This is a genomic window from Bartonella machadoae (assembly GCF_022559585.1).
GTDB lineage: Bacteria > Pseudomonadota > Alphaproteobacteria > Rhizobiales > Rhizobiaceae > Bartonella > Bartonella machadoae.
Map to the genome: position 1 here is coordinate 1,245,604 of NZ_CP087114.1, position 12,938 is coordinate 1,258,541.

At 36.4% G+C, this 12,938-nt stretch carries 6 protein-coding genes and 1 pseudogene; all 7 read left to right on the forward strand.

Going from position 1 to position 12,938, the window contains the following annotated elements; all coding sequences use genetic code 11:
* The first annotated feature begins 58 nt into the window (after positions 1–58).
* On the forward strand, positions 59–1,675 hold the full coding sequence (locus LNM86_RS06010; protein WP_241437662.1) for a YfjI family protein: 1,617 nt from the start codon (positions 59–61) through the stop codon (positions 1,673–1,675).
* Positions 1,676–2,247: 572 nt separating this feature from the next.
* Positions 2,248–7,233, forward strand: a complete 4,986-nt coding sequence (locus tag LNM86_RS06015; RefSeq protein WP_241438812.1) for a DEAD/DEAH box helicase — start codon at positions 2,248–2,250, stop codon at positions 7,231–7,233.
* Between the two features lie 1,367 nt (positions 7,234–8,600).
* Positions 8,601–9,317 (forward strand): nucleotidyltransferase family protein, encoded by a 717-nt coding sequence (locus tag LNM86_RS06020; protein WP_241438813.1) that lies wholly within the window; start codon positions 8,601–8,603, stop codon positions 9,315–9,317.
* Positions 9,318–9,401: 84 nt separating this feature from the next.
* Entirely contained in the window at positions 9,402–10,085 is a 684-nt protein-coding gene (locus LNM86_RS06025; RefSeq protein WP_241438814.1) for an LbetaH domain-containing protein, read from the forward strand.
* Positions 10,086–10,157: 72 nt separating this feature from the next.
* Positions 10,158–10,655: a hypothetical protein gene (locus LNM86_RS06030; protein ID WP_241438491.1), complete on the forward strand. Its 498-nt coding sequence runs from the start codon at positions 10,158–10,160 to the stop codon at positions 10,653–10,655.
* A 114-nt stretch (positions 10,656–10,769) separates the two neighbouring features.
* Positions 10,770–11,510 (forward strand): hypothetical protein, encoded by a 741-nt coding sequence (locus tag LNM86_RS06035; protein ID WP_241438906.1) that lies wholly within the window; start codon positions 10,770–10,772, stop codon positions 11,508–11,510.
* An 882-nt stretch (positions 11,511–12,392) separates the two neighbouring features.
* Positions 12,393–12,938: pseudogene (locus LNM86_RS06040) on the forward strand (phage adaptor protein); the annotation flags it as partial.

The window sequence follows — 12,938 nt, forward strand, 5'->3', positions numbered from 1 at the left end:
TGCAAGCTCCCGAAGGAGCTGATTTTAATGATTTTTTACCCTTTGAAAGGAATATCTTATGGACCACAAAAATAAAACTGATTTAACCAATAACAATGGCAATACTTCTTTAAATGATACTGATAACGATAACACCCCTGTCTCTTTAAAGGAGCATCCCTGTTTACAAGCCATCCCTTATGAACAGGCTTTGCAACAAATGGGCTGGGGTGAATTAAAACCGATTAACACCGCTCTTTTACCGGTCGAGCCTTTTCATGCTACACAAGTTCCATTGGTCTTGGGAAGGTATATTTATGATATTGCTAACCATCAACAATCCCCTGTCGATTTTGTGGCTGTCTCTGCTATCTGTGCTTTAGCAACCGTGATTGGCAATGGGGTTCGTATCGCTCCAAAACAGCATAGTAATAATTGGAAGATTGTTCCTAATCTATGGGGGATGATTATTGGTCAACCTTCTGCACGAAAAACACCTGCCATGCAAGCCGCTTTAACACCTATCGCTCACCTGCAAAAAGAATGGTATCAAGAATGGAAAAAACAAAAAAAACGTGCAAAAATTAAAGAAATTCTTGAGGAGCTCAATCAGAAAGAAAAGAGAAAACAAGCTTCTAAAGCTCTTAAAAAAGGAGATTCTGAGGCTGCCAATGCTCTTTTGTCGGAAACCCTTTCTAAAGACAATGAAAAAGATGATTGCCTCTCTCGCTTTATTGTCAATGATGTAACGGTTGAAAAGCTTGGGGAATTACTCAATGAAAACCCGCGGGGATTATTGATGGTTCGTGATGAACTTTCTGGTTTTTTAGCAAACTTGGAACTTAAGGAATATCAAACAGACCGTGGGTTTTATTTACAAGTTTTTAATGGGGATCAACTCTATACCTATGACCGTATTGGGCGTGGAACGATTCATATTCCCAATGCAACCCTTTCCATTATTGGGGGAATACAACCTTCTCGGATTATTCCTATCATTCAGGCAATGCTTTCTGGAAAAGCAGATGATGGTTTATTGCAACGGTTTCAAATGATGGTATGGCCCGATAAGATAAAAAAATGTACATGGATTGATAGAGACCCCTTAAAAGATGCCTATAAAGACTATGAAGAGGTGTTTCGTTCTTTTCGCGATAAACCCTTGGGATCACCTGAACACCCGATTGTGATGCGTTTTTCTCCCGATGCACAAGAGATGTTTAGTGAATGGTGGGAAAATCATCAGAAAGAGATCAGAAGGGATGATCTCTCTGAACCCTTACAAGCGCATTTAGCAAAAATGGACAAGACCATACCAAGCCTTGCCCTGATTTTTGAACTTGTTGAAGGGGGTCGTTTTGAAATCACTCTCCCTTCTCTTTCCATGGCTTTGCGTTGGGAAAACTATCTGTTAAGTCATGTAAAAAGGCTTTATGCTGCTGCGGATATACTGATAAAAGAGCGTGCAAATTTGATTATAGAGCGCTGTGAATGCTTACCTGAGGTTTTTACTGCTCGTGATATCTACAGACGCTGCTGGACGCATTTAAAGGACAAGGAAGCGGTCAAACAAGCTTTAGAGCTTTTATGCCATACAAACCACATTCGCAAAAAGTTCATAACCCATCAGACAAGTAAATCGAGTACCTATTATGAATGGCATCCTTTGGTAAAAAACGAGAATGCAAGGCAATAAAGCGAATGAACAGAAGATGATTTTAAAGAGTGCTGGCAAAAGAGAAAGATATGATCTGAATGGATAGTCATAACTCAGGTCATATTCTTGTCAGTCGTTGTCGGTTGATTTACCCCCTCATTTTTAAAAAAACTTTTCGATAAAAATAAAAAACATTATATTTCAATGCGTTAATGTATTTTTACAAAAAATCCATCCCAATAAGATGATCTGTATAGAGAATTAATGGGAACAATTGATCAAAACTTGTCTGTATTTGTCTAAAAATTGAACTGACACCATTTATGATTTTAGTGATGATATTTTGAGATCATAAAACACTTCAAAACAATCATTTTGATCTCTTAAAACACGGTTCGAATTTGTTTTTATTAACACAAAAACGAATAGTAAATTTTACTACTTTGCTGTTTATAGGCTGTTTATAATTGCATCTTGTAAATTTTTTTGACGCATTTGATAGGTTTTCGCGCCATTTTGGTTTATTGGGTACTCGATATTTGTTCTAAATGTATTTATGAAACGCCATTGTGATTTTTTGAGTCTCATAAGGCAATGGAGTTTATTGAATAATGTCTCAAACCATCAATTCTGATAACAAACAATCCTCTTTACGCGCTCTCTTACAGTCTTATCGCCAACAGGCAACCTCAAATGCAAAAAAAGGAAAAATCTTTGAAAGTTTTGTTACTAAATACCTTATGCATGACCCTCTTCATTATGGGCGATATGAAAAGGTTCAAAGCTATTACGAGTGGGCTAAAGAGCGTGAAGGTTGGAATAAAAATGATATCGGCATTGATTTGGTTGCTAAACTGCGTAATCGAGATGGGTATGTTGCTATTCAATGCAAATTTTATGAAGCAGACCATCAGATCAGTAAAAAGGATATTGATAGCTTTATTGCTGCCTCTGGGAAAGATATCTTCAAATATCGCCTTCTGGTTGATAGCACTGAAGTGAATTTAAGTGACAATGTGAATGCAATGATTAAAGGACAAGCGATACCGGTTTATCGCATTGACCTTCGTCATATGGAAAACAGTCGTATAGACTGGCAAATCTTTGCAACAAAAGAAGAAGTTGTCCTTAAATCGACAAAAGAACCACGCCCTCATCAGATAGAAGCAATTCAGAAAGTCTGTGATGGTTTAAAAGAAGCTAACCGTGGCAAGCTGATTATGGCTTGTGGAACAGGTAAAACATTTACAAGTCTTAAGATAGCAGAAACTCTTGCTGGTCAAGGCAAGCGTGTTTTGTTTTTAGTGCCTTCTCTTGCATTAGTCTCACAAACCATAAGGGAATGGACAGCGGATGCACAAATTCCATTGCATTCCTTTGCTGTTTGTTCGGATACAAAAGTTGGCAAGCGTCGTAAAAATCAAGAGGATATTCTTGGAATGGAAACATCCGATCTTGCATTGCCTGCTACAACGGATGCACAAGCACTTGCCAAAGAAGCTCGTGAAAACCAAGCAGATGCAATGACGGTGGTGTTTTCGACTTATCATTCGATACAAGTGATATCGGATGCACAAAAAGATCATGGTTTACCCGAATTTGATCTGATCATTTGTGATGAAGCTCACCGTACAACGGGTGCTGTGTTGGGATCAGATAAAAGTGAATCTGAGTTTGTCAAAGTGCATGATAACAGCATTATACAGGGTAAAAAACGTCTCTATATGACCGCAACCCCAAAAATCTTTACGGATAGGTTAAAAAGGAAAGCTGACTTATCTGATACTGTTCTTGCCTCTATGGATGATGAAACACTTTATGGGAAACAACTCTATCATTACACATTTGCAGAAGCTCTAGAACATAAACTGTTATCACCTTGTAAAGTGATCATATTAGTTGTCAACGAAACAGAAGTAAGCAAATCTATTCAACGTCTTATTACAGATAAAAATTATGAACTCATTCTTGATTATAGAACCAAAATCCATGGTTGTTATCGAGCCCTGACCAAAATGGATCTAAAAATTGATCTTGGCGATGACCCCAACCCTATGCGTCGCGCTTTGGCTTTTTGTAAAGATATCAAGACCTCTAAACGCATCTGTAAAAGATTCAATTCTAAAAAAATGAAAGAAAATTTGCTTGCTCTTCATGAAAGCCATAAAGAAACGCCTCCTCTTGACTGTACATTTGCCCATATTGACGGAACTGTTAGTGCTAAGGACCGTAATAAATTGCTTGATTGGTTAAAGGAAGACACTGGGGAAAATACCTGCCGTGTGTTAAGCAATGTTCGTTGTCTTTCTGAAGGTGTGGATGTTCCCGCTCTTGATGCGATACTGTTTTTACACCCGCGCAAAAGTCAAATCGAGATCATTCAAGCAATAGGACGCGTTATGCGTCGAGCAGAGGGTAAAAAAAGAGGCTACATCATTTTACCCGTTGGAATACCGGCTGGCATTCCACCAGTAAAAGCCTTGGAAAATAATCCGAAATATGATGTCATCTGGCAAGTCATCAATGCTTTGCGTGCCCATGATGATGGTTTTAATAAAATCATTCATCATATGTCCATAAAACAGGACGTAAGCTATGCTCTTGACATTGTTGTTCCTTCTCAAAAGGCTACCTCAGAAGATACAACTGTGGTTATTGATGACTTACCGATACACTCAAAAGCAGAATATTCAGGACTGGATATTGGGTCACCAACTTATGAATCCTTTCACGCCTATAAACCAGAAGAAGAACTTGACTTATTCTCTCAATGTGCGGAGCTCATTAGAGCGGCTATTGTTAAGAGAGGTTACGACCCTAGCTATTGGAAAAGATGGGCAACGAATGTTGCTGATCTTGCTCAAAATCATATCACACGCTTAACTGAAGTTTTGACGCAATCAGAAACGGAAACGCGGCGGGTGTTTAATGATTTTATGACAGAATTGCGTAGCAATTTAAACGCAACCATCTCCGAAGAAAATGCGATTGAAATGCTTGCACAACACCTTGCAACGCGTCCTGTCTTTGATGCTTTGTTTGAGGGGCATCAGTTTGTTCAAGAAAATCCCGTTTCTTGCGCTTTACAACGTGTACTCAATATCCTTGATAAAGTTACTCTTAACGAAGAATCTCAAGATTACAGAACCCTCTCTAGGAGTGTACAAGTTTACACACGAGGAATTACGAGTCTTGAAGCACAACAAAACTTAATTGTAGAGCTTTATAATGAATTTTTCCGTTATGCTTTTCCACGTACGGTAGAAAAATTAGGCATTGTTTACACCCCTATTGAAATTGTGGATTTTATTATTCATTCTGTTGATGATGTTTTACGCAAGGAATTTGGCAAGAGCTTAGGCTCCCGTGGTGTTTCTATTCTTGACCCCTTTACAGGAACAGGTACCTTTATCACGCGGCTTTTACATTCTAATCTGATAAAACCGGAAGATATGGAATATAAATACCGTTACGATATCCATGCCAATGAGATTGTTCTTTTAGCTTATTACATTGCTGCCATCAATATTGAAGCAACCTATCATGGTCTTACGAAAAGTAATTATATCCCCTTCAAACATATCGGATTAACCGATACGTTTCAGATGGTTGAAAAGCAAGATCTGATGAAAGGTTTATTAGAAGAAAACAGTGCCTATTTGGAACTTCAGAAAAAGCTGAATATTGAGGTTATCTTTGGCAATCCCCCTTATTCCGTGGGGCAAAAGAATGAGAATGATAATGCCAAGAACACTCCTTATCCACTCTTAGATAAACGTATCAGTGAAACCTATGCTACTCAATCAAAAGCAACTTGTGTGCAAGCATTATATGATAGCTATATCCGTGCTATTCGTTGGGCAAGTGACCGTATAAAGGACCGTGGTGTTATTGGTTTTGTTACAAATGCCGGTTTTGTTAATGGATATTCTATGACAGGTTTACGTAAATGCCTTGTTGAAGAATTTAGCAGTCTTTATATTTTCCATTTACGTGGTAATCAACGCACCTCTGGGGAGCTTTCCCGAAAAGAAGGTGGAAAGATTTTTGGTTCTGGATCACGAGCACCTATTGCCATCTCTATTCTCGTAAAAAATCCAAATGCACAACAGCGCGGTAAAATATATTTCTATGATATTGGAGATTATCTCACAAGAGAAAAAAAACTTAAGACAATTAAGGAATTTGGTAGCATTGATGGTATTACACAGAGTGAACACAGTTGGAAAATCATTACACCAGACAAACATGGTGATTGGCTTGGTCAAAGGGATGACAGTTTTAAAGCATTTTTAGCCATAGGTGATAAGGATAAGAAAGGTCATGGTAAAAAGCTATTTGAAACATTCTCCTGTGGTATAAAAACCAATCGTGATACGTGGGCATATAATTCTAGCCGGAAGGTCTTAGAAAATAATATGCGTAATATGATTGCGTTCTATAATAGCGAAGTAGAACGTTTTAACAACACCCATCCACATACTGCCCGTAAAACACGCACAAAGGCTGTAGATAATTTTGTCAATTCAGATGCTAAAAAAATCAGTTGGAGCCATAATGTTAAGCAAGAATTGATAAAAGGAAAAGTTTATGAATTTGAAGAGGCATGTCTCACGCAAAGTGCATATCGTCCCTTTACACAAGAATGGCTTTATTACAATCGGACTTTCAATGATAGAGTTTATCAAATGCCGCGTATATTCCCTATGGGGCAAGCAGTTGATAATAGAGTAATACAAATTACAGGTATAGGAACAATCACTGATTTTTCTGTACTTATGACTAATAATTTATCTGATTTAGGTGTAATGAGTGCTGGTCAATGCTTTCCACGCTATATTTACGAAGATATTGAGGTTCCAAAAGATAACAACGAAAAACAATCTCATTTATTTACAAATTCTACAGAAGAAAGCGAAACCACCGGTTTACAACGCCATGATGCCATTACTGATGAGGGACTAGCACATTTTAAAACAGCTTATCCTAATGAGAAAATTACCAAAGATGATATCTTCTATTATGTTTACGGTCTCTTGCATTCAGAAGATTACCGTGCTCGCTACGCTGATAACCTCTCTAAAGAACTCCCTCGCATCCCTTGCGTAAAGAGCACTGAAGATTTCTGGGCATTCGTTAATGCGGGTCGTGAATTAGGCAATTTACACGTTAATTATGAAACGGTAGAGTCTTATCCCGTGACCTTTAAAAAAGGCAATCCAAAACTTACCGATATCCCTAATCCTGAGAAATTTTATTACGTTACAGAAATGAAATTCGCAAAAATCAAAGATAGTAAGGAAAAGGATAAAAGCACTGTTATTTACAATAGCAATATCATAATAACAGATATACCCAAGGAAGCTTATGAGTATATCGTAAATGGTAAACCCGCTCTTGAATGGGTTATGGGGCGTCAATGTGTAAAGACTGATAAAAAGAGTGGTATTGTTAATGATGCCAATCGCTATGCTATTGAAACCATTGGCAACGCTGCTTATCCATTGGAATTGTTCCAAAGGGTTATTACTGTAAGTTTAGAAACAATGAAGATTGTTAAGAACTTACCAAATCTAGAATTAAGAGAAACTGAATAGATTTATGAATCATGCCAATCTCATAAGGGGTATAGATCTTATAACCATCATCTATACTCTCTTATTAGGTTGCTTATGTACAATCTTAAAAGGAATGATTTACCATGCGCTATTCTAAAAAAAGATGATAAGATTTTTTACATTGCTTTTAAAAGATTATATCGCAATCTCAAATGATGCCTTTCATATCTTTCATAAGCTCTCTTTAAAGAGAATTATGCGTATTAATAGATTGTATTTATCAAGAGAGATTGTTTTTTGTCTTTTTAGTATTTTTTTCTTTAAAACACAAAGTTTCAAAACTCAAAACCCCCTTCAAATTGATAAGTTACTCTTTATAATTTATAACATGCCTCATAACCATCTCTTATCTTTTGAAAGGCATTTAAAGAGCCATATGCCCTCTCATAAAACATGATTTAAACATTCATTAAAATCATAAATGGTGTCAGTTAAATTTTTAGACAGATACTGACAGGTTTTATTCAATTGATATCATTAATTCTCTATACAGATCATCTTATTAGCATTGAATATTTCTTAAAACACAATAACATATTGAAATATAATATTTTTTACTTTTATTTAAAAGATGTTTTTTAAAATGAGGGGGGTAAATGACTGCTAATAACTGACAAGAGACAAAAGCCCCTTAAAAGGTATTTTGATAAGGATATAAGAATTCAAAATGTTTTCATAGCAAATCAAAACCGCATGATCATATTATCCTTTTATGAGAATGATGCGGTGGCTATAGAGAATGAATCAAAACAATAGATTTGAATCAAAAGCGCTGATTATAAAGACGCGGTCTCTATAAAGCTTCTTAAATTACAAACCTCTTATAAAAAATTCACAAAAATATTCACAAGGCATCTCATAAAAATAATGATGCGTTATAAAGTTAAAAATAGGCATTATGAGAGCGTTTTTAGTTATTATGATGTTTAAAAGAGAAAAATAACGCAATTGCGTAATATAGAGTCAAATAGAGTCAATAAAACAGAAAATATTCATAAGCATATGATGCGTATTTATACACAATGGTATAAAAAATAATTATAAAAAAACACAAAAAAGAATAAAATATGATTGACAATAAATACGTAATTTGTTATATAAATACTCAAGTGATTAACAAACACTTTCGTTAAGCGGGTAGGTTACGAAACAGCCTCTCCCATGCTTTTAAAATACTGACTGTCTTTTATGCTCTTGTTAGTATATTAAGATTCTGTCGGGTGTGCTTACACCATACAACACCTTTCTAAGGAAAAGTGTAAGCAACGGACTTAACGCCGTGTTTGTTAGCGCCCGGCGCTCTTATGGAGCGTCAATAACAAACATTTTACGTTAAGGATTTAAAAATGAAATCTACAGTTAAAAACACCCCCGTTATCTCATCCAAAAAATATGAATTAACTGATGATATGCAATGCATAGATGGTCACTTATTATACCGTATACGTGCTTTAAAAGACTTTGCTGATGTCAAAAAAGGTGACTTTGGTGGCTTTATTGAAAAGGAAGATAACCTCTCTCATGATGGCAATTGCTGGGTTTATGATCATGCTCGTGTTTTCCAAAATGCTCGGGTCTTTGAGAATGCTAAAATAAAAGGTTATTTTGTTGATGTCTATGGGGATGCAAAAATTTATGGAAATGCGATTTTTGAAGGCATGTCTATAAATGATTATTGTGAGGTCTATGGCAATGCCCATGTGCAAAATGCTGCTGTAATCGAAGGCAATGTTAAAATTTATGATAACGCCTCTGTAACTGGGCATGCCCATATTTCTGATATGACCGTCATTTGCGATAATGCCCATGTCGGGGGCAATGCAAAAATAAGTGATGGTGCTTATATATGTGATTATTCCTATGTCGTTGATGATGCCGTGGTTTGTGGCTCTCTTGTCTCAGGGGATTCTTGTGTTCATAGCGCCGCCTCTTTAAATCCTGATGATCAACTTCATGATGAGGCAATTCCAAGGTTTGGTAGTGAGGAAGATTATTATCGTCACGAATATTATGATGATTATAGTTATGATTACAATTTTGAAAATGCAAATCAAGCTGCGTAAATAACACCGTGGGCGCGGCGGGGGCGCCCCTTCTTAAGAACATTTCATTCAAATTTTATCCATTATTTAGATTGGGAGCTCCCTATGACCACTAAAACTGTATCTAAAATTGTATCCAAAAAATATGAATTAACAAATGAAACGCATGTCGTTGGTAATCGTACCCTTTATCGCATTCGTGCATTAAGAGATTTTGCTGATGTCAAGGCTGGTCAATTGGGGGGCTTTATTGAGAATGAAAATAATCTCTCTCATGATGGTAACTGCTGGGTTTATGATGATGCGTGGGTTGCTGACAATGGCGTCGTATCTGATAATGCGCAAATTTTCAATTATGCTAGCGTTTTCGATAATGCAACGGTTTGTGATGATGCAAAGGTTTGTGATTGTGCAAAAATTTATGACAATGCAAAAATTGCTGATAATGCTAGGGTTTTGGGAAGGGCTTTTGTTTACAATCATGCCTGTGTTTTGAATAATTCTGAAGTTTCTGACAGGGCTGTTATAAAAGGCAATGCAAAAATTTATGAGAACGCTTTACTAACTGGCTATGCGCAAGCTTATGGGAATGCAAAGATTTTTGGTAACGCACAAGTTTGGTTTTTTGCTGTGGTTTGTGATGATGCTTGTATTTATGACAATGCTAAAATTACAGGTGGTACATACATTTGCAATAAAGTGAGTGTTTTTGGTAATTCATATATAGATACAAAAAAATTGAATGGTAATATCAAAATTTGTGATCAAATCATAAATAAAGCAGCATAAATAACGGCGCGGGGGGCGCCTGCTTTCCAAATTCTTTCATTTAAAATCTCATGTTCTATAAGGATTGTTCCTATGCAAAAGAAATTTGCACTTACAAATGAAACGCGTCTCTTTGGTAATCGCATATTGTATCGCATTCAGGCTTTAAAAAGCTTTTCTGATGTCAAGGCTGGTCAACTCGGTGGTTTTATCGAAAATGAAAATAACCTCTCTCATGATGGCAATTGCTGGGTTTATGGTAATGCTCTGGTTTTAAACTCAGGTCGGGTTTCTGAAAATGCTAGGGTCTATCATAACGCTATTATCGCTGGTTATGTCTATGGAAATGCTATCGTTCTTGGTAAATCGATCATTTATGACCATGCTCATGTCTATGGTAATGCACAAATTTATGATCACGCCCGTGTCGTCAATTATGTTCATATTTATGAAAATGCTCATAGTCACGGCATTGTTATGATTTTAGAAAAGACACGTGATGATATTGAAACAAGGTCTTATATCGAATTGCTTTCCAATAATGAAATAAAAATCATCTGGCTGCGTAATAAAGCCTTTTTAAATCTTTAAAGCGCGGCGGTCATTCCCTTTTTCCAACATTTTCCATGCAACTTTTTTCACAAGAGAGATTGTGAGGGGTCTTATGATGTCCAAAAATACAAACTAACTAATGAAACAAAACAACTGAAAGATAAAATTACACAAAAAATTACAACGCTTTATCGCATTCAGGCTTTAAAAAGCTTTTCTGATGTCAAGGCTGGTCAACTGGGCGGTTTTATTGAAAAGGAAGAAAATCTTTCTCATAACGGTCTTTGCTGGGTTTATGATAATGCATTGGTTTATAAACATGCCCGTGTTTATGAGAATGCAAAAATACGAGGCAATGCGCAAATTTGTGGTCTTGTCTATGGCAATGCTCAGGTGCATGATAAGGTGTTTATTTCTCAATATGCAAAAATTTATGACAATGCATTTGTTTATGATAGTGCGCATGTGGCTGGCTATGTTTATGGCAAGGCTCGTGTCTATGGCAATAGTCGCGTTTCAATTGAAGCCCATGTTTATGGCAATGCGCATCTTTTTCATAATAGTTATCTTTTTGAATATGCAAGGCTTTATGGCAACGCTAGAGTGTTAGGCTCTGCTTGTCTTTTTAGCACTGCGCATGTTTATGGCTATGCTGTTGTTAAGAGCCGTGCAAAGATTTATGGCAAGGTTTATGACTATGCAAAAGTGAGTGGCTGTGCGCAAATTTATGGCTCTGTTTATGGAAAAGCTCAGGTTTCTCATACGATCAAGGTCTTTGGGCGTGCTTGTGGGCGTGCAAAACTGAATCGAAAAAGTGAGATAAGAGAGGTTCCCAAAAATAAGGAGGTTAATAAGAGCGATATTCTTATAGAGATTATTGATACTGAAGAATAAACAATAAATGCGGGGGGCGTTGGTTTCATGCCATTTCAAAAGACAAGAGTGCAAAAAAGAAAGCCGTGCCATTTTTACGTGACGCGGCTTTCATGTCTCAACTCTCAATGGAGTTATAAGTACATATATACAAAATGTATTATATTGCAAGCTTTGTATTCGCTTTATAAAAACTTATCCCAAATAATATAAAGGAATGGTTATGAAAGCGTTCTTTTAGATCATTACGTTTGAATGAAAAAAACTATTAGCTCTATGATGATTTAAAACCTATTTATACAATGCCTTCATTTTTAAAGCGGTTAATTGAAAGAAAGCACGTTCTCAAAACGCTTTGAAAGCTATATCAAGTCAATCAAAAGCAAGCGTTGGTTTTGAAAGCAATCTCTTAATAAAATAAAAAACAGCTCTTTTAAAATCAACCGGTCCAAATTTGGGCTGGTTTGGGCTGGTTAAAATTACTCACCCCAATTTTGGGGGAAGTATCTTTCTAACTTCTCTCTAACTATCTTAAAGAGGTGCCCTCATTTTTGAGGTAACTAAAATCACTCAATCCAAATTTGAATTAACCCCTTTCAAAAAAAAGTTTCAAATATTTGCATTTAAACAAGCCCTCATATTCAATTGCGTTTTAACAATGCGATTTATTATGATAAAAACGTCTTGTACAATTTATGACCTGTTATGAATGATAGCTGCTTTGCATTTCATTTGAATGCTCTCATGTGTTATAACATTGGTATCATGATTTGCTTTTTATGCTCTGTTTATAGATAGCTATTGTTTGTAAAAAATGATCAATTGAATCGTGCATAAAAGTATGGATTCATAAGTGGATTCATATAAAATAAATGCACTTAATATATTGATTTCATTGTATTTTTCTTAACAACACGTTTCTGTGAACGGGAAACATTTTACTTTAATGAAAGCCGTGATGTTACTTTCACCACACAGGCAGGTAAGGGGGGCTATGATGCGTCTGATAGTCCCCATATTGAAACGGCAGTGCAAATCAAAAATGTTTTTCTTAACGTAGGGCATAATAAGTCCGAATTGGAGAAGAGAGATCATCTTTCCTTAGAGACTTCATTGTCCTCAGGGCATCAAGGAACGCCGGTTTGTTACAGTTATTTTGATAGGAAATTGTATCTCTATCCCATACCAGATAGAGCCTATCAGGTTCAACTCATTCTCTCACCCATGCGTTTAGCAGATCTTGAGACAGTTAATCAAGAACACCCGTGGTTTGTGCATGGTTTTGATCTTCTCAAAGCCCGTGCGAAATATGAGTTGTATAAAAATATTCTCAAAGAACCCGATTGTGCGGTAGCAGCTTACAGTGATTTCGAAGAACAATTGCGGGAATTGCGTGCTGAGACCTCTAAACGTCATAACGTTACAAGAATAATTCCAACGGATTTCTAA

Bases quoted from the DNA above. Each gene is read 5' to 3' on its own strand.
- LNM86_RS06010 (WP_241437662.1), top strand. From the start codon at position 59: ATGGACCACAAAAATAAAACTGATTTAACCAATAACAATGGCAATACT.
- LNM86_RS06025 (WP_241438814.1), top strand. From the start codon at position 9,402: ATGACCACTAAAACTGTATCTAAAATTGTATCCAAAAAATATGAATTA.
- LNM86_RS06020 (WP_241438813.1), top strand. From the start codon at position 8,601: ATGAAATCTACAGTTAAAAACACCCCCGTTATCTCATCCAAAAAATAT.
- LNM86_RS06015 (WP_241438812.1), top strand. From the start codon at position 2,248: ATGTCTCAAACCATCAATTCTGATAACAAACAATCCTCTTTACGCGCT.
- LNM86_RS06030 (WP_241438491.1), top strand. From the start codon at position 10,158: ATGCAAAAGAAATTTGCACTTACAAATGAAACGCGTCTCTTTGGTAAT.